This is a genomic window from Kribbella sp. NPDC056861 (genome assembly GCF_040687575.1).
In the GTDB taxonomy this organism is placed as follows: Bacteria; Actinomycetota; Actinomycetes; order Propionibacteriales; family Kribbellaceae; genus Kribbella.
The window spans coordinates 37584-62221 of sequence record NZ_JBFBNQ010000010.1 but is presented as its reverse complement, the minus strand read 5'-3'; the positions used below and the strand labels follow the sequence as shown (position 1 = coordinate 62221).

Here is a 24638-nt window from a genome sequence, read left to right as displayed (position 1 = left end):
GATCCGTTTGGCATGTCTATTGGCGGTGGTGCTGGGACCAGCGAGCGCGGTGGGGTTATCCCCCGCATCATGTGGATGATTCTCCTGGCCGTGACCGAGGACGGCGGCACCGTTGTACGCGACCCACCTCGAAGAGCTGATCGTCCTCGACGACCTCTTCCAACGCGGCATCGAGGTCTAGGTCCTGGACGGCGTCGCCGCCGGCGAGCACACCGAACGCTCCCTCATCCTCGACCTGGTCCTCGCACTTGCCGAAGATAGGCGCCACGACATCGTGAGGAGGACGAAGAACGGCCTCGACTCCGCCCGCACCGCAGGCCGCATCGGCGGCCGACGCCCTGTCGTCGACGACGACAAGCCTCAACATTCGTCATCAGCGATTTCACGCCGATGTATTCGACCAGCGAGGTCGAGGCCAGAAGGCTCCGCTGGTCAAGAGTTCGCCGGTCCTCGATCACTCCTCGGCGGTCAACGTCTACAGCGGGCGGGGGCGAGGACTTTGGTGACGAAGTGGCAGTTGCTGTGCTTCTGCACCCGAAGACACGGCGCTGGGATGACCGCTCTCGTCCATCGTTTGTTGCCCGTTAGTTGCTGCGCTGGCACGATCAACGCTGATGAGGCGGCGGCCGTGTCACCTCGGCTCACGCAGTTGTGTCCATGTGTTGGCTAGGTCCTGGTCGAGCCTGGCCAGATCGGCTGGTCCCTGATTCTCTCGGACCAGGCGCCGTAGCGGTACTTGCAGGAACAGCGCTCGGTAGGGCGAATCGCGACGGAGCAGAATCCGCGCGGTGAGAACCATCCCGTCCAACTCGAGGTCCTCGTAGGCGATACTGCGGGCATCAATCACCACCTGCCGAGCTTGCTCGAACGCTCGGTCGATGTGGCCTCTACTCACGAAAATCTCCGCGATCACGAGTCTGGCGTCCAATCCCTCGCGGCCGGCGTAGCCGGTTTGACCGCCCAACTCGAGCGACTCGCGACACCAGCGCATAGCTTCGTCGAGACGTCCCTGCCGGAGTCTCAGGCGCCCCAGGTTGGTCCGTATCAACGCGCGCAGGTGGAGACGATTTGTGTCGTCGGCGATCAGCAGGGCCCGCTCGTAGAGCAATCCGGCCTTGTCCGGGTCCAGGTCGACGAGGCAGCTGGCGTGATTCACCATGGCGCCGGCTTGCAGGTAGGCATCGCCTTCGGCCTGCCCGTACTGCTCGACCTCCACTGCGTTCTTGATGGCCTGATCGTTCAGACCCAGTTCGGATTGCATGCCGGCCAGGAGCATCAGGAATTTGGCGCGCTCCGCTCCGGTGGCGTGCTGGACCGCGCGGCTGAAGACGACCTCGGCATCGATGAGACTGCCGGTGCTCCAGAAATACGAATTGAGTGCTCGCGCCAGCACCGGCGCGATCGGGCCTTCAGTGCACTGTTGGTCGCTCAGAGCGAGTGCGACGAAGGTGTTCCGTTCCGCGTGGAGCCAGGCCAGCGCTTCGTGCGCCGTGCCGATCGGCCCGATCTCGACGCCGTCGGAGGTGACTGGTTCGTGGGGGACACCGGTGGCCAGACCTGGCAGTTTGAAGCGCTGTACGGCTTGGTCGGCTTTCGCGGTGTAGTAGGTCGCCATCCGGAACATGGCTGCTTCGCGTTGTTGTGGTGGGTCGTCGTCGAGTGAGCGGTTCGAGGCGAAGGTGCGGACGAGGTCGTGCAGTTCGATCCGGTTGTCACCGAGGCGGCTGATCAGATTGGCTGCTTGCAGGGTCTTCAGTTGTGTGGCGGCGTCGTCGAGCCGAACTCCGGCAAGGGCTGCGCAGGCGCCGAGGTCCATTCGTCGTACCGGTTGCAGGCTCAGGGTCCGCAGCATCCATCGGCAGGTGTCGTTCAGGGCTTGGTAGGAGAGGTCGAGGGCGAGTTCGACGCCTGGTTCGATCCGGAGCAGGCGAGCGTTCTCGGTAAGGCGGTCGAGGTGGTCGGCCAAGGTCCAATCGGGTCTGTCCCGGACCCGGGATCCGATCAGGGCCAGGGCCAGCGGCAGGTGCGCGGCCGCATCGGCAAGTCTGACGAGCTGGTGCGTTTGGTGTTCGTGACCGATCAACCTGTGCAGCATCTCGACGGAGTCTTCGGGCGGGAGGACCCCGATCGTTTGCGCGTGTCCCGGCACACCGCCCAGCCGGGGGCGGCTGGTCACGAAGGTGACACTGTTCGCGCTGCCTGGTAGAAGTGGCAGCACCTGGTCGCGGTCGGCGGCGTCGTCGAGGACGAGTACAGCGCGCCTGTCTGCCAGCTCTTCGCGGAACAGCTGTGTTCGCTCCTCGCAACTGAGCCCGGCGAAGTGCGCGACCGGCACGCCGAGCAGGCGCAGTAGCTCTCCGAGCACCGCGGCCGGATCCGCCGGCGGGCGATCACGGTCGTAGCCGCGCAGATCGACCCAGGCAACAAAGGGGGCCTGGCCACCAGTCACCGACCCAACTGCAGGATCTGTGCGGTCACCCAAAGCCCTCCTGGCTGCACGTGCAACCAGCCAGGTTTTCCCAGCGCCGGGCATTCCGTCGACCAGGAGCACAGTGGCGGTGTCATCATCTTGTCCCAGACGGCCCAGCTCGACCTCGCGGCCGACGAACTCCGGATGTGCTGTAGGCAGTGCGGCGACGACATCGACGACCTGGGCATCCTTGACCTGATCGACGACCAGTTCGTAGGCCCGGCGCCACGACCCGGCAGCCGTCGGATCGCCAGTGACCGCGACGGCGATGTCAGCGATCAGATCGACGTCCAGCCGGCGGCGCCCTGGCTGCAGAGCGCGGTAGATCACGTCGTAGACGACCCCTGGCTCACCCCGATCCCGGCGCAGCCCCGTCACCCGCCGCTGCAGTTCGCGGAACCCGACCCCCCGAGCCGCCCGCAGCGCGTCCAGCCCGCTGCTCAGATCGCTCAGCGAACGAGCCCGGCCAGCTCCCTGCCCCCAGTGCGAACCGATGGTCAGGCGGTGTTCGACGCCCACCCCAACCCCCAGTCTCAGTCCTCTACCCGGCCCCATTCTGGATCAGGCACGGTGCACAAGTCAGTCGTGCAGTCAACGAATGTGTCGCTATCAGGTGCACTGTGGTGAGCCAGCCTGCATCGAAGATCGCTCTGTGAAGCAGGATAGTTCGTGTGCTGTTGTGGATTATGTCCCTTGAGGTTCAGCCAACTCCTGGATGCGCCGACGCAGCTTCTTCGGCCCGTACCACTGCGCGAGCATCAGCGGCACGTAGCAGGCGATGACGAGCAGCCGCCATGGCGCTTCGGAGGCTGCGATCACACTGGCGACCGTGGCGACGGCGGCGATGGTGAAGCCGATGATCACCAGCGGCCGCCATTTGATCATCATCTGCAGTTGGTGTTCAGCCAGCTTCAGCGTCGCTGCGCGGATCTCCGGATCGGTCGGTACCGGTCCGCGCATGACCGCCTTGTGAGCAGCATTCTCGACGGCCGGCGGCACGTCGCCAACTGCGCGGCGTTCTCGGCGGAATCTCCGCTTGAGAGTCAAGGTCATGATGGCGCCGAAGACGAGGCTGAAGGCCACGAAGAAGATCAGCCCTGCCCTGGTGAGCAAATCGCCGAAGAAGCCGGCGATGATCATGGGCAGCAAGAAGGCCAGCGTCGTGATCAGGAACAGAGCCCAGGTGGGCATAGTGACGAGTCGTTCGCGCATCTCATCATCCTGGCGTAGCGCGGGGGCACCCAGATGAGCACGTCGCTCGAGGGGCTGGTCACTGCGGCTGGGGGCCTGCTGGACTGAACATCGAAACCTGGAGTAGTTCTCCGTCTTCGGCGATCGCTTCTCGTGGCCGGTCAGGAGCGGAGGTCGGCCAGCGGGGCGATCGCGGCGTAGCAGGCCGCACACAGTGTCAGCGGATCGGCCAGGGTGACTGCTCGCAGGATGCGGCCGGTTTCTGCCGCTTCCAGGCAGGTGCTCTTACCGTGGTGGTAGAAGACGGCCAGGCCATGCTTCGGGTCAGCTATCCACGATCATCTGACAGATGCAGGTGCGGAGAGTCTTCGAGGACTTGAGCGGCCACCTGACGGATGCCGCGTGGGTTGTCATGGCCGAGGGCGTAGGCGGCGGAGATGCCTCTTGTGCGCATTCGACGGTGCTGGGCGAGTTCGTATTCGAGTTCGAGGCCGGGTAGCGATGCTAGTGCCTCGCCCCAGTCAAGCTCAAGATCGATTTCCTCGGGGAGAGTGACGCTACCGCTGCTCGCCAGGCGTTGGATGGCCTCCGCGCCCGGGGCTGGTGAGTCGACTGCGAAGCGGGCCGGACGCTCGGAGTGCCGCTGTTGAAGGATGGACTCGGCTATGTGCAGATAGCAGCCTTGGTGTTGGTTGCCGTTGAGGTTGAGGATCGCGTGGAGGGGCGTCGGAACAGACGGTGGTTCGGCTGTTGCCAAGCTGGCAGGCCTTTGAGCCATACGGCGCGGGTGGTGTCAACCAGTTGTACGGCAGCGTGTGGTCGAGTGCTGTTCATTACCTCGATGTCGGCCTTTCGCGGCTCAGGGCGAGTCGCGTACGGGGCGGCCAAAGCCGCACTGCATCCCTACGCCGTTGCAGCTTGCTGCCGAGCTGGGCCGACCGCGAGGGATCACCGTCAATGCCGTCGCACCCGAGATCATCGACGAGACACCGTTCTTCGGTGAACTGATGACCGAGGAGCGTCTGGAGAATTTGGGTCGCCGAAACGGTGACCGGCCGGGTCGGTGTGCCGCGCGACGTCGCGCAGACGCTGCGCTGGCTCACGTCGAAAGACGCCGGCCATATCACCGATCAGGTGATTCAAGTCAACGGCGGAGCAGAAAGCAACCGTTGACCGGCGCGGCCGCCAATCCACTCTCGGCTGTATAAGCCCCGTCACCTTCGAACCGAACTCTTACCAGCCCTGTCTGTCGAATCAGGTCACTGTCCAGGTGAGGGCGGCAGCGATTGCCCTCACCTGGACAGTGCTAGCTCAGTTTCCCCACAGCTGGAACGGCAGCTCGTTGCACGACAGATGCCGCAGCCCGAACTGCTTGCTGTCGTCAGCACAGAGGCGGGTCTGGACGCCCTTGATGCTGTAGCCGTTTCCGCCCGAGTCATTGACCGCCATGAGCTGGTACTCGCCCTCGTTGCACTCGAAGGACCTGAGGCCGTACGTGCCACTGTCGTCGAGACACCGGCCCGTGGCCTGGTTGATGAGGGTGACAATGCCGATCGTCCGCACGATAACGGTCCACCGTTGGTACCTCTGCCCGTTGCACTCGAACGTGCGCAGGTTGAACTCGAAGCTGTCGTCAAGGCACTTGTTGGTCGCCTTGTTCTTGGGGACGATGTACGGCGCGTTCGGGTTCATCACCGACCCCGCCCCGGTCCCCGGTGCAGCAGCCGCCGGCGCCGCGCCACTGACGAGGAAGCTGGTGAGGGCGGCGAGGATCATGCCGATTCCAACCATCATTTTGCGCATACTCTATGGAACCTTCCGTCAGGATATATCTCTCGGATATCGAGACATTTCTGACCGTAGGTGGTTAACCGTCGTACAGCTTCCAGGTGTCAGGAAGTTGCCAAAAGGTTGTGGTCGGTGGGAGTGCCGCGGTCGGTGTACGACGGGGCTCCGATCTGCATGCGGAGCTGGTCGCCACGCCCTGTTCGGCATTGCTGGACGAGGTTGCACCCACGCAGCCGAGTCGATCCCGGGCCCTTCTGCGTTGCCGGGCGGCAGACGGTACGAGCCGAAGTGGGACGAGCTAGTTGACTGACCTCTTAGCGGGACGCCCGGCTAGGAATTCCCAGTCGAGCGGTCGCTTGCGTTCAATTACCGCGTTGACTGAGGAAGTCCAGATTTTGTCGGAGGTGCCGGCCTGAACAAATTGGTAGCACTGGTCACGATCTCTTCGTCGAGTTCGCGCTTCCAGTCGGGGCTGCGAACGATCGTCGCCAATTGACTGATCGTGAAGGGTGGTTTGTCACGGACAGCCTCACGGTGGTCGTCCCGCGCGTTGTCGGAACGCAGACCGATGGACAGTCCGTCCTTGCGAAACAGGATCGCCTCCGCGGCGCGCCACCCGGTGTCGTCCGAGGCGGAGATGTCTGCCGTCAGCAGCGTTGAGCCATCGGGCAGAGTCTGCAGCGTGCATCGATAGCCTGGGCCGCTCGTGCAGGAAGGTGGGCTAGGTTTCAAGACGATGGCGAGGTCGAGGTTGGAGATGCCACCGGCATCTGTGTAGTGCAGACTGGCGCCGATCAGGTGCTGTGAGCCATCGGCCTTCTGGGTCTCGCCGCCGGCGTAGTCGGCGGTCCGCCCGGCGGTCGGCAACAGCGGAAGCAGAATCTTGAGGGCCGCCTGAGGGGTGATCTCAACTCTTCGGCTCTGCCCGACCTGCTGTGCGGCTCCGACCTCAGTGCTGTTCCGCGGAGTCAGGTAGCCTGCATATGCCACGGTTCCACCGAGTACGGCGACCGTCGCCGCTCCCGCGAGGGCCTGGGTCAGACGCCGGCGGCGGGCGAGTTTCCTGCCCTGAGCCGCCCCTTTGACGATGAACGGGTCCAGGTCGATGAAGATGTCGTCGACTTCGTCGTGGAAACGGTCGACGAGTTCTTTTTCGGTGCGCATCGGTGGTCCTTCGTTCCGGGGGCTCACAGCCCGCTCAATTCGTTGATGTCGAGACCGAGCCCGTCGCGTAGTTTGGCCAACGCCCGGTGGCATCGGGTTCGGACCACCCGGGCGCTGAGTCCGAGAATCTCGGCGGTCTCCTGGATGCTGCGGTCCTCCCAGTAGCGCAGTACGACGATTGCCCGGTCGCGTCCGGGCAATGAGCTCAGGGCGGCGAGCAGCGTCAACCGCAACGCGGTGTCCTCGCCGGACCGGACACTGTCAGGTAGCTTCAAGGTCGGCTGCTCACGCCGGGTTTTGCGTTGGTCGGCGATATAGGTACGCACCATGACGGTACGGGCGTAGGCGTCCGGATTCTCGACTTTGCTGAACCGGCCCCACACGGAAAACAGCTTGCTCAGGGTGCTCTGCAGCAGGTCTTCGGCCGAGTGCCGGTCACCGGCCAGCAAGTAGGCAGTCCGGAACATCTGTGTTCCCCGGGCGGCAGTGAAGTCGCTGAACTCCTCGAAATTGGCACTCACAGTCACCCTCTCGTCGGTAGCAGCCTGTCACTAGATAAAAGCGTGGCTGGACGGATCTTGTTACACCGGTCGAGAGAATTCTTCAGCGATGAGCAAAGCCACCCTGACCAGCCGCGCTGGTCGGGGTGGCCGGCGCTGGGATCAGCGGAGAGCGTACGCCCCGAGGATCGTCTGTCGAGTGGTGTTGCCGGCGCTGTCGGTCGCGTCGGTCCGGAGAGACAACTGATGCGCGCCGGTGGGTGTGACGAACCGGGCGAGGTAGTGGTTGGTGGCTGTCTTCGAGATGGTTGCCTTGGTCCAGGTCTTGCCGTTGTCGCCGGAGACCTGCACCTTCACCGCCGTGATGGTGCCCGGCTTGGCGTCAGACTGCTGTTGCAGGAGCAGCGGCAGCTCGGAGACCCGCTGCCGCTCGACCGTGTTGTGGTCGTCGACGGTCGGCAGGTAGCGCACCGCCCACAGCGGAAGTGCCTCTCCGTCCGGTGATGCCTGTTGCGACCTGAAGGTCCAGCTCGCGTCAATCTTCGTCGACAATGGCGAGGTGCTCCGCTCGAACGAGGCCGTCAGCTTGAAGTCGGCCGGCCCGGTGGGGGCCTCGTCGGCAGGGAACAAGCGCTCGTTCGTCGACTCGGCGAACAGGTTCCCGTCGCGGTAGAGCTTCAGCGCCACGGCGTCGGTGCTGGAGTTTCCCGGGTGGTCAGCCTGGTCGGAGTACATGGGCAGAGCGAAGCTCAGGGAGTTTCCGTACCGCATCGCGGCGTGAGTGGTTGCGAACGACGGGCCGAACACGGCTTCGTTCCAGCGCTGGCGATAGGTCGTGCCCGCGTTCACGGTCGACTCGGTCGACGACAGCGACGCTATGGAACCGTCGCCGTCCGGCTGGATCTCGGTCATCGAAGTCCACCAGACGTTGCCGCCGCCCTCGAGGAAGTGAGTTGTCTTCGAGGGCAGTGCGTAGGTGTACGGAACCGCGAACCCGATTGATTGACCCGGCGCCGTGCCCAGCAGGATTTTGGACATCGTGCTGTCCTTGACCTGGCTGCTGTGGTGCGCGATCACCTTGGCCAGTTCGCTGTCCTTCACAACTCGGTGCAGGCCGGCGAAGAACCTTCCCTGCCGGGAGCTGACCAGTCCGTAGGTGATGGCCGGATCGACCAGGGGTCCGTTCGCGCTGGGAACCGCAAGCTGGGTCGTGATCGTCGACGCCAGCTCGTAGGGTGCGGCCGCGGGCCCACCGAGCGGGCCGGTGAACAGGCTCTGCCCGACTGCGGTCGTAGCTGTACTGCTCAGCACGTCGGAGCCGTCCTGTTTCAGGGTCGCGTCGGCAGCGACCAGAACCTCGCGAGCGCCGCCCTGCGCCACGGTCGAGGTGACCCGCTTCGTCTTCCTGGCGTCGACGACGACGACGGTTTTCCTGGTCAGCTGCAGGGTCGGCTGGACGAGATAGTGAAGGTCGGGCGTTTCGAAGATCGCCCCCGCCACGAAGTAGCTGCCTTTGGGCAGGCGAAGAGTCGCCGGTCCCTCCGCGGCGTCGACCTGGTGCCTGTCGTAAGTGGCCGGATTGAGGATTTCGGTCACGCCGGCCGCGGCCGGGGCACCGGTCGAGTTCACGTGGCTGATGATGAGGTCGTAGCTTTCGATCTCTTTGGTGACGGCGATCGGGACAGTGGTGATCGATCCGTCGGATCCGGTCGCCGTCACTCGGCCGGTGTAGGTACCGTCCACGCCGTCGTGCCGGGTGTTCGAGACGATCGAGACAGATCCGGTGCCACCGGCCGGGATGGTCAGTGACGACTGGCTCAGGGTCAGCGCGGAAGCCGGAGCAGTCACGTTGCCCGGCCCGGTCAAGATCGACTGGAGCGACAGGGTCACGGGTGCGTTGGAGGCGTTCTGGTATGTCAGTTGCCTGCTGATCGGTGCGTCATCGGTGTGCGGCCACTGGGCCAGCCCGAATGTCACGCTGGTGGGCTGGGCCAGTACGTTCTGCTTGATCGCCTTCGCGACATCAACTCGTCCCGCGCCCTGGGCGAATCCCCCGGCCTCCGCCAGCGGTTTCGCCGAACCCATCAAGACGCCCTTCAGCTGGACCGCCTTCCAGGCGGGGTGTTGCTGGCGCAACAGCGCAGCCGCACCCGCAACGTGTGGGGTGGCCATCGACGTTCCGGACAGCCGTAGGTACTGGTCACCGACAGGTTCACCGATCAGCGAGTCCTTCGCCTTGGCCGCGACGATGTCGACGCCCGGCGCCACGATGTCCGGTTTGATCGCGCCGTCCCCGGTCCGCGGACCACGGCCGGAGAAATCGGCCAGTTCGTCTTGCTTGTCGACCGCCCCTACGGTGAGTGCCGCGTCCGCGCTGCCGGGTGAATCGATCGACCCGGCGCTGGGCCCGGAGTTTCCCGCGGCGATCACGAACAGCACTCCAGTCTGCGCGGTCAGCGTGTTCACCGCTTCCTCGACCGGGTCGAGCTCGGGAGTGTCGTGGCCGCCGATGCTGAGGTTGATCACGTCGGCCTTCTTCTCCACAGCCGCCCACTGCATTCCGGCCAGGATCGCGGACGTCGAACAGCCGTCGGCGGCGCATACCTTGCCGTCGAGCAGGCTCGCGTCCGGCGCGACTCCGCGGTACCTGCCCGCCGACGCGGCCCCGGTTCCGGCGATCGTGGAGGCCACGTGGGTACCGTGCCCGAAGGAATCGCCGGCTGCCTCGTCGGTGAAGTTCCTGGCGTCCACCACCCGATCGGCCAGATCCGGATGCGTCGCGTCGATCCCGGTGTCCAGGACGGCGACGGTGACGCCCTTGCCGGTGAATCCTGCCTGCCAGGCCGCTGGGGCACCGATCTGCGGCACACTCTGGTCCAGCGTCGGGTGCAGCCTCGCATCGAGCCAGATCTTCTCGACTCCTGCCTTCAACCGCTGATTTGCCGACACCCCGGCGAGAAATGTGCTTGCACCCGACTTCGGTACCCGCAGTGCGGACGCTCCGATCGCGGGCAGTTCGCGGATCGGTTCGACCTTGCCCTGCGCCACTGCCGATCGGCCGCTCGCGCCCGAACCGGCGTAGGTCACGATCAACGGGATCGTGGTCGACCGTGCGTCGTCGTACCCGGCCTCGATGAGTGCCGTGACGTCGAACAGTCGTCGGTCGATCCGCCCTGCGGCCACCTCGCCGGCGAGGTCGGTCGGGATGACGGTCAAATGACCCTTGGCCCGATCAGTCAAGAAGCCGGCGCCTGGCCGGCTTGGCGCCGGTACCACCGACACCACCTGCCCATTACCGGCAACGGTCACTCGATCCCCGGTCACCAGAGTCACTGCGCCGCTCACCGGCTGCACCTCGGCCGACTGACTGGTGACCGCCGATTCCTTCTGACCGACTCCTGCCTCAACCGGGGCCGCAGCGGCCCCGGCCGCTATCAACGAAAGGGTCACCGGGACTGCCCACCGGCCAAACCTGTTCTTCCTACTCATACTGACGTCTCCTCATCGACTCGAAGGTGGCAAGACCTATAAGTCGACGAAGCACACAAATGTGTCAGGGAAACCGAATCCATGCGCCCGACCCCAGCGCTTCCGAGATCGAGCTCTTGGTGCGGAGATTGCCGCTGATCACTCGGGTACGACAGGAACTGCTCGACCGGCAACACCGGGAGCCACTTATCACCCAGCATCGTCCACGACTCCTCACCGCTCTCGGCCGCAGCAGTCTGACCTCTGCTCGCCCGTCTACAAGGACAAGCAAACGTGCTGATCGAGGACACCACTCTCGATGCGGCCTTCCCGTGTGGGTACACCGACATCAACGACGAGACGGCCTTGCGCTGGACCTTCGTTGGCTATGCCACGCTCGGCGCGATCATCTTCCTGCGCTACCGCTCGCTGTCGCCGTCGATCGAGCTTAGGACCCGCCCCGAAGCCTCAGCCGCGATTCAGCAACTGACGCAGCTCACCGGAAACAGCCGGTGCTGCTCACCAGCGACAACACCGCCACCGCCGGCCAGGTCGCCGCCACCGCCGGATCACCAGCGTCCGCGCGGACCTGCTGCCCGACGGCAAGGTCGCCGCGGTCCGCGAACTCCAGGCTGCCGGCGAACGCGTCACGGTCGTCGGAGACGGCATCAACGACGCGCCCGCTCTCGCCGCAGATGCCCGGATCGCCATGGGCGGCGCCGGATCCGACCTACCCTGCAGACCGCCGACGCGATCGTCGTCCGCGAGGACCTCACCACCGTCCCGGCCGTGATCGCCTTGTCGCGACGGGCTCGCCGGGTCGTGACCGAGAACCTGATCATCGCAGCCACCTTCATCACCGTCCTGGTGACCTGGAACCTCGTCGGCCACCTGCCCCTGCCGCTCGGCGTCGCCGGCCACGAAGGCTCCACCGTCATCGTCGGACTCAACGGGCTCCGGCTCCTCCGCAACACAGCCTGGCACCGCGCCACCAACCAGACAGGCCAGCGCTCATGACGTAGTCGCACAGCTTGCCAACAGCGCCTTGCGCGAAACCGCCGCGCAAGGCGGGCAGACATCTCGCAGCGCGCTGGTCAAGGCGCGGAAGCACCCCACGTATGCATATCGCCGCGTCCTGGAAGTCCAGATCGCAGGGTTCTCCGATTCAGAGCCCGCCGCGATGTTCGTCGCATGGCAGATGAACCCGGTAGTGAGAGCTTGCAGTGGAGCATGAAGCGGTTCGTCGAACTGCTGGATGAGGCGATCGATTCGGCAGGTGCTCAGCTCGCGCGTGGCCAGAGTCTGATGGCCTGGAGGGATCCGGTCAGGGGAGTGACCGACGACGAGGCTGAATCACCTATCGGGACCGACCTGTGACTCCTTGAATCCCAGATCCGGGTTCTGACCGCGGCGCGACAGGGCGAGCCGAGTCGTGGCCAGGAGGCCGTCGCGGATCAGGGTTGCATCTGATTCGGAAGTACAAGCATCACCACCAATCCACGTTGCGGATGCCGGTGGCTACAGGTACTGTGTGTCGCATGGTAGCCGAGAAGGCCTTCTCCCAACTGCGTCGGGGCGCGCTGGAGTACTGCGTGCTCGCGCTACTGCAGCGGGAGGAGACCTACGGGTTCGAGTTGGTCAAGGCCCTCGGCCAGGTCGACGGTCTCGTCACCACCGAGGGCACCATCTACCCGCTGCTGGCACGCCTGCGCCGGGAGGGGCTGGTGGAGACGACCTGGCGCGAGTCCGAGTCGGGACCACCCCGTCGGTACTACCGCAGTACTGACGAGGGACGCGCTGCGCTGGCCGCGTTCATTGCGGACTGGGAGCGGTTCCGGGATTCGGTCGACGCTGTGTTGGAGCAAGGGAGACAGGGATGACGAACGTGCACAGCGACGCCGACCGGTTGGTCGACGACTATCTGCGGGCCTTGCGGACAGCCGCCGAGCCGCTGCCGGAGAGCCGGCGGACGGAGTTGATCGACGACGTCACGGCGCATATCGCCGAGGCGCGGGCGCAAGGGCCGCAGGGCGAGTCGGAGATCCGCGCGATGCTCGCCCTGCTGGGAGGACCGGAGGAGATCGTGCGGTCGGCCACCGACGGCCTGGTTCTGGTCGATCGGTACCAGCCGCGGGTTCGGGGGCGGGAGGTGGTGACGTTGCTGCTCTTGCTGTTCGGTGGATTCCTGTTCGTGGGCTGGTTCGTCGGGGTCTATCTGCTCTGGAAGTCGGATCGCTGGCAGGCCAGGGAGAAGTTGCTCGGCACTCTGGTCTGGCCGTTCGGATTTGTCGGTGCGATCGCGATTCTCCGAGTACCGGTCGAGCTGCCCACGGTGCTGGGGATCATCGTGGGCGTCATCATCTGGCTGGCGCCGGTCGTGATGCTCGGTGTGCTGCTGAGGCGTGCTCAGCCGCAGCCACGCTGACGCCACCCATGGCGGCATCTTCATCGCCGGCTCATTGGCCTGGCGAATGCTCATCGACAGCTTTCGCCTCGAGCGGTGGGACATCACTGACGCCGTCGTCTGCCTGGTCGGCGTAGCGCTGATCATGTGGGAAAGCAGGCGCGCACCGTGCGCGTCCTGGACCACCGCCGGTGGGTGTCGTACTCGTCCCCGACGCTGGATGGCTTCAAGTGGCGGCTGGGGACCCCGGCCGATACAGGGCCGCTGCGGGTGTGCCGTGCCTGTACGACGGTTCGGATCCAGGTGGGGACCGGCTGGATCCGGCCTCGACACGCCCGGTTGGCGCCGATCGGTGATTCTGCCGTTGTCACCGGCCCGGACCAGGTGAGTGCACGGGAAACGTCGGCTGTCGATGTTCGAAGTCGTCGACACAGATGTCCGGACTCGCCTGCAATGCCGGGTTGGACGAAGGGCAAAGGCTCTGCCTAGACCTGGTGGATGCTTGCGCAGCAACCTCCTACGCGCGAAGGACAGGGCCGAATCGCGGCCCGGTCCTTGTTAGTCGCCAGCGTTTCCGCACCGACATGTCGGCCCGCAGGATGAGTGTCCTAGCTCAGACATCAGCCGCAAAATAGGTCGCGGGTCGCCGAACGCCCCATCTCCCCGTCCCGGGCGCCCTCGTTGGTCTGATCGGGTGAACTCCCGTGGGGCCGACGTCACGGGGCTGATGTGCCACCTATTTGTTTGGTACCGGGCGGTCCGCATCTGGTGTGCAAGACCGGTGGCGCGGTTGGGGTCAGTGCTGTGCGGCGAATCTGTCTTCGATCGCTTTGAGTACGAGGTCGGGGCGTTCTGTCGGCACCTCGTGGGAGGTGCCCTTGGCGGTGACGAGCGTCCGGTTGGGTGCTTTCTTGACGAATGAGGCGGCCGCGTCGCGCCAGTGCTGGGCGTCCGGGGGAGAGGCTGCGAACGGGGTCTTCTCCGAGACCATGACCGTTGCGGGTACCGAGGTGGGCCACACCACCTTGTGGAAGGCCTGGTGTGCTTCGGCGAAGCCCTCCGCGGTGGAGATGAGCTGGCGGTTGGCCGGCTTCTCGGGGTCCTTCTTCGCTGCGTCGACGTCCGGCTGGGTCGCGGCGACGAGGCGGGGGATTTGCTCGTCGGTGAAGAACTGAGGGAGGTTGGCGTCGACCAGGACCGCGCCGGACAGTATCTCCGGGTCGTCTTGGGCGAGGTTGTTCGAGATTCCCGGCTGCCTGCACGATCCGTTTGGCATGTCTATTGGTGGTGGTGGTGCTGGGACCAGCGAGCGCGGTGGGTTTATCCCCCGCGAGTGGCCGCTGAGACTGTGGATCATGTGGGCCTGCTGGTCACGGGGCCCACGCGCGCGCTTTCACGAGGCCGCGCAGGTGGATGATTCTCCTGGCAGTGACCGAGGGCGGCGGCACCGATTACCCGACCCACCTCGAAGGGCTGATCGTCGTCAACGACCCCTTCCAACGCGGCATCGAGGTCTAGGTCCTGGACGGCATCGCCGCCGGCGAGCGCACCGAACGCTGCCTCATCCTCGACCTGGCCCTCGCACTTGCCGAAGAGCGGCGCCACGACATCGTGAGGAGGACGAAGAACGGCCTCGACTCCGCCCGGCGCACCCTTCGGTGGAGAGACATGGCACCGCGGAAAGATGCAGGCCTCAAGCACCTGACGGGGATCTGTAGCTCGAACTGCGCGAGGATCGTTCTACAGCGGTTCAATACCGGTGCCGGACGCGTCCCTCATCAGGGAGGGCATTTCGACAGGCGCCGCGGTCGCCAGCCCCATCGGCGGACCAACCACAAGTTTCCATCGAACTCGCGGGTGGCCACCCAAATCAGCTCGCTTCGCGGCAGGCCTGATCAGCGCTCAAGATTCCAGGTCGGATGGGTCTCCGTTCACCTGCCCGGCGAACTCAGGCTCCACCTAGGAGGTGAACAGGGACGCCGGCGTCGGTACCTACTTCTCCTCCGCCGGCTTGGTGCTGGCTTCCTATCCAGGCATGACGACCAATTCTGATCTCAGGTCGAAGCTCGCCCGCCGCTGGTTGGTCACCCTGCGGCGGGCGACGCATCGGCGATGCCCTGTCACCGGGGGCTGTGGGGTGAGACTCAGTGGCCGGGCGACGTGTTCCTGAGCGGTCTTGTGATGGCGGCTTCCAGGCATTCCTTGGAGAGGTTGACGTTTTGTCGCAGGCCCTGAGTGGGTGGATCGGCCTCTGCTACGGGCTTAGCTCAGTGGTCGGAAGAAGGTTCTGAGGTCCGCGGTGAGGAGGTCGGGGACTTCCATCGCGGCGAAGTGGCCGCCACGGTCGTATTCCTTCCAGTGCTCGATCTTGCCATCGGGGTCGGTCAGGGTCTTGATCGCCGTCTCGTTCCCGAAGACGGCCACACCGGTCGGCGGACCAGCCACCGCATCCCAGGCCTCGTGTCCGCCGTCACCGCTGCTCTCGCCCCAAGAGCCGCTGTCGGTGGAGTCGCCCCAGTCGCCGCCATTGCCTGGCTGCATCGCGAGCAGTGCCTTCCAGGCTGCCATTCCTTCATAGACCGCGTGAGCCGACGTCGCGCCCGATCCGGTGAACCAGTAAAGGCTGACGTTGGTCAGCAGTTGATCGCGGTCGACCGCGTCCTCCGGCAGCTTGTTCGCCGGGTCGGTCCACTCCGCGAACTTCTCCACGATCCACGCGAGCTGCCCGACCGGTGAGTCGTTCAGCGAGTACGCCAGGGTCTGCGGTCGCGTCATCTGCTGGACCAGGTAGCCGAATCCCTCGTCCTGCAAGGCATTGAAGCGCTCAGCCCGATCCCGATCCGTCTCGTTCAGGCCGTCCAGCGGGATCGGATCCCCGAACGGCGCGGCCGCGCTCACCCCGGCCAGGTGGACGCCGATCACGTGCGCCGCGTCGACCATCGGCAGCATGCCGGCAACTCCCGATCCGGCGTCGGTGCCGTGGGCGGCATACCGCTCGTACCCGAGCCGGCTCATCAACTCGGCCCACAGCTGCGCCACCCCGAAGAGGTTGAACCCGCCGTCGCCGATCGGGTTGGAGAACCCGTACCCCGGCAGCGACGGTACGACGACGTGGAACGCGTCAGCCGGGTCACCGCCGTACCCGCGGGGATCGGTAAGCGGGCCGATCACGCGCTGGAACTCCACCGGCGAACCAGGCCAGCCATGGGTCAGGACCAGCGGCGTCGCGTCGGGCTCGGGGGAGCGCTGGTGGAAGAAATGGATCCGCTGCCCGTTGATCTCGGTCAGGTACTGCGGGATCTCGTTGAGCGCCGCCTCCTGGGCACGCCAGTCGAAACCGTCCACCCAGTAGCCGGCGAGCTCCCGCAGATAAGCCACCGGTACGCCGCGACTCCAGTCGTCCACCCGCGGGGTGGCAGGCCACCGCGTACCCGCCAGACGGTTCCGCAGATCGTCGATTTCGCTCTGAGCGATCTCGATCCGGAAGGGCTGAATTTCACTCTGGTTCGTCATACCGCCAACGCTAAAGACAGCAGCGGCCAACTTCTGACCTCTACCCAATCTTCAGATGAGCAGCGCGAGTGAGCTGGTCGCTTTCGACGGCGGCATCAGGAACCGGGGCGAAAAGTTCCGACTGACCGGTGAGCGTGGCCAGGGTGCTCAGACGGGACATAGCATCCGCAAGGCCGTTGCCGCGAAGTCGCCGACCACCAGACCGATCTGGGTAGCCGTAAGTCGCTAGAACGCCGCCTGTCTACACCACTAGTTCCTGGGTCCTGCGGCAAGCGCCGTACGCTAGTGCGCCAGCATCGCGGTTGTCCGCCGGAGTCCTGGATCCGTAAGGCAGGGTCCTTTCCAGCGATGGTCGCGGAGATGTTTTTCGTGTGCCTGGGGATCGTGGTACTTCGAAGGTGCAGTGGAGTACGCAGCGGCTGGTGGAGTTGCTGGACGAGGCGATCGACTCGGCAGGTGCTCTGCTCATGCGTGGCGCGGGTCTGATGGTCAGGCGGGACCCGGTCAGGGGAGTGGTTGGCGACGAGCCTGAGCCGCCGACAGGGTCGGAGCTGTGACTCCTTGAATGCCATGGCGACGTCCAGGAGCCGATCAGTGCGAGCCGCTCCTGCATGACCTCGTCGTACGCCTGGTCATCGATGACGATGATCATGTGTACGTCCGAGTAGATATCGGGCCGACCTCCAACGATCGATCTGGTGATCGACACACCGGCCGGACGCGCATCCTGCCTGATTTGGGTAAGCACGTCGTCGAGGAACCGGCTGTGCAAGGAGAGGAGGTCCATCTGATTCCTTCCGATCGGAGCAAAGCAGATGACCGCAACATTCAGCCGGGCGGAGATCGAAGCCAAATCTCGCAAGCGATCCTCGCCCCGAGCAAGGTCAGTGTTCGGCGGCCAAGGACCCGATCTCGATCAAATCTTCGCGAAACCTTGCCGCGGTCGACATGGCCGCTCGCGGTGAGGGTGATGACACCGTCGCTGACCTCGATCGAGACCTGCTGTGCGGCGGCCGCCGAGACGAAGGAGGATGGATCTTGAGTGGCGATGTAGTCGAGGCGTGGGCGACGTTGGACGAGTTGTTGGGGATGGAGGCGTTGGCGGCTGACGCGGATTCGGGTGGCGGTGTTGGCCGGTCGGCGATTCTGCCGTTGTCACGGGCCCGAACCGCGCGGGCTTACCCGGAAGCGTTGGCTCACCCAGGTGCTACTTGGTCGAGCGTGCGGTGGCGGAGTTCGGTCGCCAGCCTTGCCAGCCTCGGCACAACACGTAGGCGATCGCGGTGGCTACCACCAGGCCGGCGTCGATGGGCCAGGTGTTCGCAGCATCGGGAGTATTGCTCGTGGCCGCGACGATTCCGAAGCCGGTGATGGCGATCTTGTGGAGGAAGATCAGCTCCCACGGGCCGCGTTGGTTGCGTGGGGCAACGATAATGATCGCGAAGAGGCCGACGAAAACGAGGTAGGCGAGAGTGCGCCATGCCTCGGACATCAGGCGATCGGGCGCGACGTCGAACAGGATGCTGACGCCGTTGGCGAACGCAACGAGTGTCGCGAGCGCACACAGGGCGAGCAGTCCTCGTCCGATTCTGTCTGCCAGGGCTGAGGGTTGGTTGGTGGCGGGTGTGCTGGAGTGGATTGTCATGGTGCTTCTCTCTGGTTGGTGCCTGGTGGTGGAGTGCGTCGGCCGCCCAGGGCGGTGCGGTCTGCCGGGTGGGCCTCGTGCATTCAGCTGGCGGCGGGCCAGTTGGCCGGGAGGCCGGACTGCTTCAGGAGGTCGGCGAGGTTGTAGTAGTCGGCATTGGACGTGATGCGTTCGCCGCGGAGCTTGATGATGGTGGTGGCGGGGACGGCGAACGGCTTCGTCGCGCCCGGCATCACGCCAGAAAAGGTCCACTCGATCGCGATCTGGTTGCCGCTGCGGAACGACGAGTGGACCTTGACCTTGGTGTTCTTGATGACGGCGTGGGTTTTGGTGACCCAGTTGCCGATCTCGCTCTGCCCGTGCCATTCGGCGCCGAACGCGAGGTCTCTGTAGACGGCGTCGCGGGTGAAGAGGGCGGCCATCTTGGTGGGCTGGTTCTTGGTCCAGGCGGTTTCCCACTGGGAGACGATCGCCTTGGAGTCGTACTGCGGACTCCGGTGCTTGCTCCCCGCAGAACCCGTGGTGCTCGCCGACGATGCCGAGGCCGGCACTTGAGCGTTCGCCGGGGCGATCGTCGCGACACCCGCGGTGGCGACCGAGACTGCCAGTACGGCGGTGATCAGGATCCTCTTCATGACTGCTCCCAGGGTGATCGGGGTGGTGTGGCTCGTGGCTTTACGAGTGTTAACTTATATGATCAGTTAACGGGTGTAAAGTCATCTGTATGGCGAATCTGAAAGAGCGTGTCCGCAACAAGCGAGGTGAAGGCGCGCAGCTTCGCGACGACATCGTCGGCGGCGCGACCAGGCTGCTCGACCAGGGCGCGGGAGCACAGAGTCACGCTGCGTGCGGTGGCGCGGGAGGCGGGGATCTCGGCGCCAGCCATCTATCAGCACTTCGCCGACCGCGATGCGATTCTGCTCGCGGTCGCCGAAGTCGCCTTCGCCGAACTGGAACATGCGCTGAACGATGTGGGTGACCACACTGACCCCGCTGACCGGCTGAGAGCGGTCTCCGCGGCCTGTCTGACCTTCGCCGCGCGCTCGCCCGGCCGCTACCGGATCATGTTCGGCGGGGTCTGGGATGCGAGCAAGTCACTGCAGCGTGCACCGGCGATGGCCGGTGATCTCGCGGAACTCGGCCTTGGCGCGTTTCGGGTCATCAGCCGGGCCATCGCCGCCTGCGTCGAGGCAGGTCGCTCCACTGGTACAGATCCGCACGCCGACGCAACCGCGTTGTGGGTCAGCCTGCACGGACTCGCCCAGCTACAAGTGGCGACGCCTCTGTTCCCTTGGCCTTCCGGGTTGCAGTCGACGCTCATCGGCCGGCTTGCGTTGCTGCGAGTCTAGAGGTTTGCGAGCAGCCTGGCGGTGGGGGAGTCGACCTCGACGATGTGCTGGTCGGGTTCGGCAGGTGCCGTGATGGAGTGAAGGGCGAGTTCGAGAAGGCCGGCTGGGTGATGGTGATCTGTTGGCGTGATGCTCAGTCGCAGATCGCATGGCCGTACCCGCAGCCTTTAATGTCGGGATTGGTACGGCAGGGATTCGCGAGTCCTCGATCAGGAGAGTGCCGTGCGGCGTCGCGGGTCGCGGCGCAGGTCGGCGATGGCTCCGGGGCTGCGAACAGAGACCAGTCGACGGAGGTGATCCACCCGGTCGGACCGGATGGAATCCCGAGCGGTCAAATTGCCTCGGGATGGGGACAACTACCACCAAGATCTCTTGTTCGCCCACATCAACGGGGATGGATGAGTCGACTTCCGTGCAGCATGACTGTCCTGTCGGGCGCCTGGAGGCAGTAACGATCCTCCAACATCCCGGCGGGGACTGACCGCGTAGCGGAGCGGTCGAATCGGCTGGCCGCTAGCAATCTAGTTCACTGGAGGTAATCAAGCCGCTCACGGAGCCAACCGTTGATGTCGTCAGTGGGCTGATTGAAGTGGAGTCACTCGGGTGTCAACTGGTCGGAAGCAGCGATTCAGCAGCAGATGAGACGCGGGAGCTTGGGATGTCGAGGGCAACCTTCCGCTGTTGCTTGTGCCATCTGAGCGACTGGCTTTCGCTGTGCGGGTCAGCGCCAGGCGGTGAGGATGATGCTGGTCAGGAGGATGCAGATGAGGAAGTACGGTGCGTTCAGGAGGGTGTAGAGGAAAGGGCGGGGGAAGTTCGGGTTGAGGGCGATGGTCAGGGTGTGGGCGACGAGGTAGCCGATGCCGACGATGAGGCCGAACGCGATCGCGTCGGGGATCGTTTCGACATCGAGAGCGCGGAGGAGGATAGCGCTGGTGATGACGACACGAGGTTCGGGATCAGCGGGACGACGGTCAGAAGGGCGCCCCCGGCTTCCATTTCGCGGTTCTCGTTGCCAAGCGCAACTTGGTAGGGCTTCGCCACGATGAAGGTGAAGTAGACGTAGCCGAGGACGGCAAAAACGAGCAGCGACATGACGACTGCGAGCCAGTTGATGTCAGCGAAGACATTGAACATAAGAATTCCTTGGTGTGTAGGTGTGAATGAAGAGCGGTCGTAGTGCCGGGGCTTATTGGGCGACGGCGATGACTCAGGTGATGCCGAGCTGTTTGTTGGTGAGCATGCCGAAGCCGGCTGACCATGCCAATACGGCGAGGAACTCGAGGGCAGTCGCGTCGAGGGGGCTCGTTTTAGTAGGCGGGAGCGTCGTCGAGCATGGCGCCGCTGCCAGCCAGGAAGAACGACTAGTCGGTCATGCTCACGGCGGGTCCCGTCGAACTGCGTCTCAGCGCCGCCAGCCTGCCCAGCAGGGCGATTGCGTGGGTGCCGGGCGGATCGGCGGGCATGCCGAAGTGGCGCTAGGTGCGGATCTGGAGCTCGGCGCTGAAGGCGTCGACATAGAACATGAGGGCTCCGCAGATGTTGCCGGTGAGGTTGAGGTGTGAGTCGAGGGGGCCGACGTGGGTGTGTTCCTTGGGCTCGATGGACAGGCAGCTACTGGGGTATAGAGGCTCAGGGGTGGGCGAGGACGGCGGGCAGGAGCACGTCGTCAAGAAGCGCAGTGATGAACTCGGCGGTGATGGGCTGACCTTCGAGTCCGCTGCGAGCGGCGCACATCGCCGGGATGACTCGTGCGAGCGCGTCGGCGCGGGCATCCGGCCGGCCTTCCCCCCGGTCGATGGCGCGTTGGATGAGGATTCGGTTCGCGGTAATCCATTCGCCGACATTGGCATCAGTGACTGCTTCGCCGATGCCTTCGTGGACCGTCGCCATGGAGGCCAAGCCGGCCAGGATGCGCAGGCGCTTGCTGGTCTCTTCGAGTGATTCGGGAAGGATCAGGGCGAGGATGTCGTCGCGGAGAGAGCCTGTGTCGGGGAGCGCGTCGATGTCGACGTCGCGGCGCGCCATATGCCTCACCGCATCGATCACGAGATCCTCCTTGGAGGCCCATCGCCGATACATCGCGCCCTTGCCGGCCTTGGCACGGGCGGCCACGAGCGCCATCGTCATGCCGGTATATCCGGTCTCAGCGAGGACGTCCAAGGCAGCTTCGAGGATGGCTGCGTCGCGTGACTCGTCGAGCTTGCGGCCACTCTTCGAGGTACTCGCCGTTTCGGCATTCTCATGCTCATCCATATCTAGACAGTACCATTTGGTTCCGGTACCTACTAGTACCGGAACCAAATATTACCGGTTTGTTAGGATGGTCTCATGCATCGTCCCTTCTGCTCCGCGACCGACCGTCGGCAGTTGCTGGTCGGTCGTCATCTCCTCGACGGGTCAGGGACCTCAGCGGCGCACGTCGCAAATCGCCTCCTTGCTGTCCACGCCACAGATCCGGCGACTCCCTATCTGTCGATCCTCGCCCGCACCACGGACGTAACCATCGGGGACATCGCGTCCGCCATGTACGAGGAGCGCCTGCTGGTTCGCTGGCTCGCGATGCGCCGCACCGTTTTCCTTATGAACCGGGAGATCATCCCCGACGTTCAAGCCGCAGTGAGTGGACCTCTCGCGCAGGTCCTCCGTCGACGCCTGTTAACCCTGCTGAAGAAGAACGAGGCGCTTCCGGATGTGCCAGACATTTCCGAATGGGTGGCAGCCGTGGAGAAGGGTGTGCGCGCTGCAGTGCGCGACTTGAGCGAGGCGACCGGGGCACAGTTGAGTCGTGCCGAGCCACGCCTGAAGACGGTCATCCCCCCGCGCCTGCCGTCCGACACTCGTCAGACGGTAACGAGTCCGCTGTTGGCAATGATGAGCGCTGCCGGCGAGATCGTCCGAGGTGCCCCCGTGGGCACTTGGACAACGCGTCAGCACCGCTGGCAAGCAGTCGACACCTGGTGGCCTGATGGCCTGCCCGCGCGCGACGCGCTCGAAGCGCGCACCCGCATCGCCCAGCAATGGCTGCGTGCCTATGGCCCGGCTACGATCGGCGACCTGCAGTGGTGGACGGGGTGGACGAAGACCGCGACCCGCGCCGCGGTTGCAGCTCTTGCCACGATCGATGTCGACCTCGATGGCATGGACGGCATCGATCTGGTGAGGACCGACGTCGAGCTCGACGCGATAGTTCGACCGACCGAACCCTCGGCCGCGCTTCTCCCCATGCTCGACTCGACAGCGATGGGCTGGCAGAACCGGCACTGGTACAGCCCGGCAGACACGACCGGGCTCTATGACAACCGGGGCAACATCGGACCGACGATCTGGTGGGACGGCGCGATCGTCGGAGTCTGGGCATCGACACCGTCCGGCATCCGCACGATTCTTGTCGAGGACAAGGGGAAGGCCGCGGCTGACGCGATCAGCGCGGCGGCGGCCGATCTCGAGGCGAAGCTCGGTGGGGTCGTCGTAACGCCTACGATCCGAACGCCCATCGAGTTGTCGCTGTCCGAACGCGCCAGCTCGGCGACCTGAGCCGAAAGGGGCGAGCCACATCGACGCCGTCAACGGGCGCGACGATTGACCCGATCGGCCGGCTCGCCATGGTCAACCGTCCTGCGTGGGTGTTCACGCGATCGCGTCTGGAGCACCGCCTTCGACTGCCAAGTCGAAGGTGTACTCCGTCGGGACCAGCTGAGCTGATCATCGCCCGCGGCTCGCCTCGCGGAGCGTAATCGTTCGCCCGCAGCGCCACACTCTGCCGGCGTGCCAGGAAGCGGAGGCGCTCCGGGCCGCATGAATACATCGTCGATGTGATCGATGGGGAGCGTCGCCTGCACGGAGCCTACGAGTGAAGAGGGGCGTTCGTCGGCACCATCCGGTACCGGTACGTGACGGTATCGGAACCAGCTGGTACCGTTTGAGCACGAGCTTCGCTATGCCGCGGGTTGGAGATGTTGAGGGTCACATCGACGTCTCGCCGAGCGCTGGGATGCGGAGCCGTTCTGAAGAACGGGTGATCACATGAAGTACCGAAGCCTCGGAGACACCGGACTCGACGTCAGTTCCTTGTGCCTGGGCACCATGATGTTCGGATCGTGGGGTAATAAGGACCACGACGACTCAATCCGCACCATCCATCACGCGCTCGACGCCGGCATCAACTTTGTCGACACCGCCGACCTCTATGCCCATGGGGAGGCCGAGGAGGTCGTCGGTAAAGCCCTGGCCGGGACGCGCCGCGACTCGGTGGTACTGGCCAGCAAGTTCCACAACCCGATGACCGACAACGTCAACGACCGCGGCAACTCACGCCGGTGGATCATGCGAGCGGTGGAAGGCAGCCTGAAGCGCCTCGGTACCGACCACCTCGACCTCTACCAGGTGCACCGTCCTGATCCGGCGACCGGGATCGAGGAGACCTTGGGGGCGCTGACCGATCTGCAGCGCGCCGGGAAGATCCGGTACTTCGGCACCTCGACGTTCCCCGCCCACGAGCTCGTCGAGGCGCAGTGGGCCTCTGAACGCCGGAGACTGGGCCGATTCGTGACCGAGCAGCCCCCGTACTCGCTGCTCGCTCGCGGAATCGAAGCCGACGTCCTGCCTGCCGCCGCAGCGCACCGTATCGGTGTGCTCACCTGGAGCCCGCTCGGTGGTGGCTGGCTCTCCGGCACATTCCGCAAGGGTGCCACTGGCCAGGTGAGCAGCAGAGCGGAGCTCATGCCCGGCATATTCGACATCGACGCCCCACGCAACGCCGGTAAGCTTGACGCCGTCGAGGCTCTCGCCGTGCTCGCGGACGGGGCCGGCCTGTCCCTGATCCACCTCGCTCTCGGCTTCGTGCTCTCCCATCGCGCGGTGACCGCACCGATCATCGGCCCGATGAACATCGAGCAGCTCGACAGCCAGCTCGGCGCAGCCGACCTGGTCCTCGACCAGGACGTCCTCGACCGCATCGATGAGATCGTGCCTCCGGGCCGCAACCTGACCGCTGGAGACGCCGGCTACGTCCCGCCCGCGCTCACTGACGCGAGGCAGCGCCGGCGCTGACGACGTCCTCCGTCATCGTCGGCGCCTTCTTTGCCATCGCCGGCATCATCCTCACCGCCGTGCTGGTCTCGACTCGTGAAAGCCGCGAGCACTC

At 65.0% G+C, this 24638-nt stretch carries 24 protein-coding genes; 10 read left to right on the top strand and 14 right to left on the bottom strand.

Annotation, left to right across the window (positions count from 1 at the left end):
• Window positions 1–67: 67 nt before the first annotated feature.
• The 4 genes from AB0P21_RS39405 to AB0P21_RS39390 form a co-directional block, all read right to left on the bottom strand.
• On the bottom strand, window positions 68–367 hold the full coding sequence (locus AB0P21_RS39405) for a hypothetical protein (RefSeq protein ID WP_363704297.1): 300 nt from the start codon (window positions 365–367) through the stop codon (window positions 68–70).
• 264 nt (window positions 368–631) lie between these two features.
• Window positions 632–2989, bottom strand: a complete 2358-nt coding sequence (locus AB0P21_RS39400; protein ID WP_363704295.1) for a hypothetical protein — start codon at window positions 2987–2989, stop codon at window positions 632–634.
• Between the two features lie 165 nt (window positions 2990–3154).
• Window positions 3155–3682, bottom strand: coding sequence for a hypothetical protein (locus AB0P21_RS39395; protein ID WP_363704293.1), 528 nt, complete (start codon window positions 3680–3682; stop codon window positions 3155–3157).
• Window positions 3683–3822: 140 nt separating this feature from the next.
• Window positions 3823–3972 (bottom strand): DUF6372 family protein, encoded by a 150-nt coding sequence (locus AB0P21_RS39390; protein WP_363704464.1) that lies wholly within the window; start codon window positions 3970–3972, stop codon window positions 3823–3825.
• A 736-nt stretch (window positions 3973–4708) separates the two neighbouring features.
• Here AB0P21_RS39390 and AB0P21_RS39385 point away from each other — a divergent pair.
• Window positions 4709–4834: a hypothetical protein gene (locus AB0P21_RS39385; RefSeq protein WP_363704291.1), complete on the top strand. Its 126-nt coding sequence runs from the start codon at window positions 4709–4711 to the stop codon at window positions 4832–4834.
• 138 nt (window positions 4835–4972) lie between these two features.
• Here the strand turns inward: AB0P21_RS39385 and AB0P21_RS39380 are convergent, their stop codons facing one another.
• From AB0P21_RS39380 to AB0P21_RS39365, 4 genes are all read right to left on the bottom strand, one after another.
• Window positions 4973–5455: an RICIN domain-containing protein gene (locus AB0P21_RS39380; protein ID WP_363704289.1), complete on the bottom strand. Its 483-nt coding sequence runs from the start codon at window positions 5453–5455 to the stop codon at window positions 4973–4975.
• Window positions 5456–5815: 360 nt separating this feature from the next.
• Window positions 5816–6613 carry a hypothetical protein gene (locus AB0P21_RS39375; protein ID WP_363704287.1) on the bottom strand — a complete coding sequence of 266 codons (798 nt, stop codon included), beginning with the start codon at window positions 6611–6613 and terminating at the stop codon, window positions 5816–5818.
• Window positions 6614–6636: 23 nt separating this feature from the next.
• Window positions 6637–7134 (bottom strand): SigE family RNA polymerase sigma factor, encoded by a 498-nt coding sequence (locus AB0P21_RS39370; RefSeq protein ID WP_363704285.1) that lies wholly within the window; start codon window positions 7132–7134, stop codon window positions 6637–6639.
• 141 nt (window positions 7135–7275) lie between these two features.
• Window positions 7276–10458 (bottom strand): S8 family peptidase, encoded by a 3183-nt coding sequence (locus AB0P21_RS39365; protein ID WP_363704283.1) that lies wholly within the window; start codon window positions 10456–10458, stop codon window positions 7276–7278.
• A gap of 691 nt (window positions 10459–11149) precedes the next feature.
• Between AB0P21_RS39365 and AB0P21_RS39360 the strand changes: the two genes are divergently transcribed.
• The 5 genes from AB0P21_RS39360 (at window position 11150) to AB0P21_RS39340 (ending at window position 13373) form a co-directional block, all read left to right on the top strand.
• Window positions 11150–11374 carry an HAD family hydrolase gene (locus AB0P21_RS39360; RefSeq protein WP_363704462.1) on the top strand — a complete coding sequence of 75 codons (225 nt, stop codon included), beginning with the start codon at window positions 11150–11152 and terminating at the stop codon, window positions 11372–11374.
• Window positions 11375–11772: 398 nt separating this feature from the next.
• A complete protein-coding gene (locus tag AB0P21_RS39355; protein ID WP_363704281.1) occupies window positions 11773–11958 on the top strand; it encodes a hypothetical protein in 186 nt (61 codons plus the stop codon).
• Between the two features lie 161 nt (window positions 11959–12119).
• Complete coding sequence (locus AB0P21_RS39350) at window positions 12120–12461, top strand: PadR family transcriptional regulator (protein WP_363704279.1); 342 nt, start codon at window positions 12120–12122, stop codon at window positions 12459–12461.
• On the top strand, window positions 12458–13006 hold the full coding sequence (locus AB0P21_RS39345; RefSeq protein ID WP_363704277.1) for a hypothetical protein: 549 nt from the start codon (window positions 12458–12460) through the stop codon (window positions 13004–13006). The genes AB0P21_RS39350 and AB0P21_RS39345 overlap by 4 nt, the downstream gene beginning before the upstream one ends.
• A complete protein-coding gene (locus tag AB0P21_RS39340) occupies window positions 12984–13373 on the top strand; it encodes a hypothetical protein (protein ID WP_363704275.1) in 390 nt (129 codons plus the stop codon). The genes AB0P21_RS39345 and AB0P21_RS39340 overlap by 23 nt, the downstream gene beginning before the upstream one ends.
• Before the next feature lie 408 nt (window positions 13374–13781).
• Here the strand turns inward: AB0P21_RS39340 and AB0P21_RS39335 are convergent, their stop codons facing one another.
• Window positions 13782–14342, bottom strand: coding sequence for a hypothetical protein (locus AB0P21_RS39335; RefSeq protein ID WP_363704273.1), 561 nt, complete (start codon window positions 14340–14342; stop codon window positions 13782–13784).
• A gap of 905 nt (window positions 14343–15247) precedes the next feature.
• Window positions 15248–16498: an epoxide hydrolase gene (locus tag AB0P21_RS39330; protein ID WP_363704271.1), complete on the bottom strand. Its 1251-nt coding sequence runs from the start codon at window positions 16496–16498 to the stop codon at window positions 15248–15250.
• A gap of 371 nt (window positions 16499–16869) precedes the next feature.
• Here AB0P21_RS39330 and AB0P21_RS39325 point away from each other — a divergent pair, with 371 nt between their 5' ends.
• Window positions 16870–17055, top strand: a complete 186-nt coding sequence (locus AB0P21_RS39325) for a hypothetical protein (protein WP_363704269.1) — start codon at window positions 16870–16872, stop codon at window positions 17053–17055.
• Between the two features lie 650 nt (window positions 17056–17705).
• Here the strand turns inward: AB0P21_RS39325 and AB0P21_RS39320 are convergent.
• Window positions 17706–18143: a hypothetical protein gene (locus tag AB0P21_RS39320; RefSeq protein WP_363704267.1), complete on the bottom strand. Its 438-nt coding sequence runs from the start codon at window positions 18141–18143 to the stop codon at window positions 17706–17708.
• Between the two features lie 83 nt (window positions 18144–18226).
• Window positions 18227–18778 carry a nuclear transport factor 2 family protein gene (locus tag AB0P21_RS39315; RefSeq protein WP_363704265.1) on the bottom strand — a complete coding sequence of 184 codons (552 nt, stop codon included), beginning with the start codon at window positions 18776–18778 and terminating at the stop codon, window positions 18227–18229.
• A gap of 108 nt (window positions 18779–18886) precedes the next feature.
• Between AB0P21_RS39315 and AB0P21_RS39310 the strand changes: the two genes are divergently transcribed.
• Window positions 18887–19492, top strand: coding sequence for a TetR/AcrR family transcriptional regulator (locus tag AB0P21_RS39310; RefSeq protein ID WP_363704263.1), 606 nt, complete (start codon window positions 18887–18889; stop codon window positions 19490–19492).
• An 834-nt stretch (window positions 19493–20326) separates the two neighbouring features.
• On the opposite strand, the gene AB0P21_RS39305 is transcribed toward AB0P21_RS39310, so the two are convergent.
• Together AB0P21_RS39305 and AB0P21_RS39300 are read right to left on the bottom strand one after the other, a co-directional pair.
• On the bottom strand, window positions 20327–20629 hold the full coding sequence (locus AB0P21_RS39305) for a hypothetical protein (RefSeq protein ID WP_363704261.1): 303 nt from the start codon (window positions 20627–20629) through the stop codon (window positions 20327–20329).
• A gap of 495 nt (window positions 20630–21124) precedes the next feature.
• Window positions 21125–21748, bottom strand: coding sequence for a TetR/AcrR family transcriptional regulator C-terminal ligand-binding domain-containing protein (locus AB0P21_RS39300; protein ID WP_363704259.1), 624 nt, complete (start codon window positions 21746–21748; stop codon window positions 21125–21127).
• A 75-nt stretch (window positions 21749–21823) separates the two neighbouring features.
• Here AB0P21_RS39300 and AB0P21_RS39295 point away from each other — a divergent pair, with 75 nt between their 5' ends.
• Window positions 21824–23029, top strand: a complete 1206-nt coding sequence (locus tag AB0P21_RS39295; RefSeq protein WP_363704257.1) for a winged helix DNA-binding domain-containing protein — start codon at window positions 21824–21826, stop codon at window positions 23027–23029.
• 489 nt (window positions 23030–23518) lie between these two features.
• On the top strand, window positions 23519–24544 hold the full coding sequence (locus AB0P21_RS39290; protein WP_363704255.1) for an aldo/keto reductase: 1026 nt from the start codon (window positions 23519–23521) through the stop codon (window positions 24542–24544).
• The last annotated feature ends 94 nt before the right edge of the window (window positions 24545–24638 follow it).

Excerpts from the sequence above, each read along its gene's own strand:
- AB0P21_RS39315 (WP_363704265.1), bottom strand. The coding sequence starts at position 18,778 with ATGAAGAGGATCCTGATCACCGCCGTACTGGCAGTCTCGGTCGCCACC.
- AB0P21_RS39335 (WP_363704273.1), bottom strand. The coding sequence starts at position 14,342 with ATGATCCACAGTCTCAGCGGCCACTCGCGGGGGATAAACCCACCGCGC.
- AB0P21_RS39375 (WP_363704287.1), bottom strand. The coding sequence starts at position 6,613 with ATGCGCACCGAAAAAGAACTCGTCGACCGTTTCCACGACGAAGTCGAC.
- AB0P21_RS39350 (WP_363704279.1), top strand. The coding sequence starts at position 12,120 with ATGGTAGCCGAGAAGGCCTTCTCCCAACTGCGTCGGGGCGCGCTGGAG.
- AB0P21_RS39405 (WP_363704297.1), bottom strand. The coding sequence starts at position 367 with ATGTTGAGGCTTGTCGTCGTCGACGACAGGGCGTCGGCCGCCGATGCG.
- AB0P21_RS39345 (WP_363704277.1), top strand. The coding sequence starts at position 12,458 with ATGACGAACGTGCACAGCGACGCCGACCGGTTGGTCGACGACTATCTG.
- AB0P21_RS39300 (WP_363704259.1), bottom strand. The coding sequence starts at position 21,748 with ATGGATGAGCATGAGAATGCCGAAACGGCGAGTACCTCGAAGAGTGGC.
- AB0P21_RS39380 (WP_363704289.1), bottom strand. The coding sequence starts at position 5,455 with ATGATGGTTGGAATCGGCATGATCCTCGCCGCCCTCACCAGCTTCCTC.
- AB0P21_RS39320 (WP_363704267.1), bottom strand. The coding sequence starts at position 18,143 with ATGACAATCCACTCCAGCACACCCGCCACCAACCAACCCTCAGCCCTG.
- AB0P21_RS39295 (WP_363704257.1), top strand. The coding sequence starts at position 21,824 with ATGCATCGTCCCTTCTGCTCCGCGACCGACCGTCGGCAGTTGCTGGTC.
- AB0P21_RS39290 (WP_363704255.1), top strand. The coding sequence starts at position 23,519 with ATGAAGTACCGAAGCCTCGGAGACACCGGACTCGACGTCAGTTCCTTG.
- AB0P21_RS39355 (WP_363704281.1), top strand. The coding sequence starts at position 11,773 with ATGGCAGATGAACCCGGTAGTGAGAGCTTGCAGTGGAGCATGAAGCGG.
- AB0P21_RS39305 (WP_363704261.1), bottom strand. The coding sequence starts at position 20,629 with ATGTTCAATGTCTTCGCTGACATCAACTGGCTCGCAGTCGTCATGTCG.
- AB0P21_RS39395 (WP_363704293.1), bottom strand. The coding sequence starts at position 3,682 with ATGCGCGAACGACTCGTCACTATGCCCACCTGGGCTCTGTTCCTGATC.
- AB0P21_RS39330 (WP_363704271.1), bottom strand. The coding sequence starts at position 16,498 with ATGACGAACCAGAGTGAAATTCAGCCCTTCCGGATCGAGATCGCTCAG.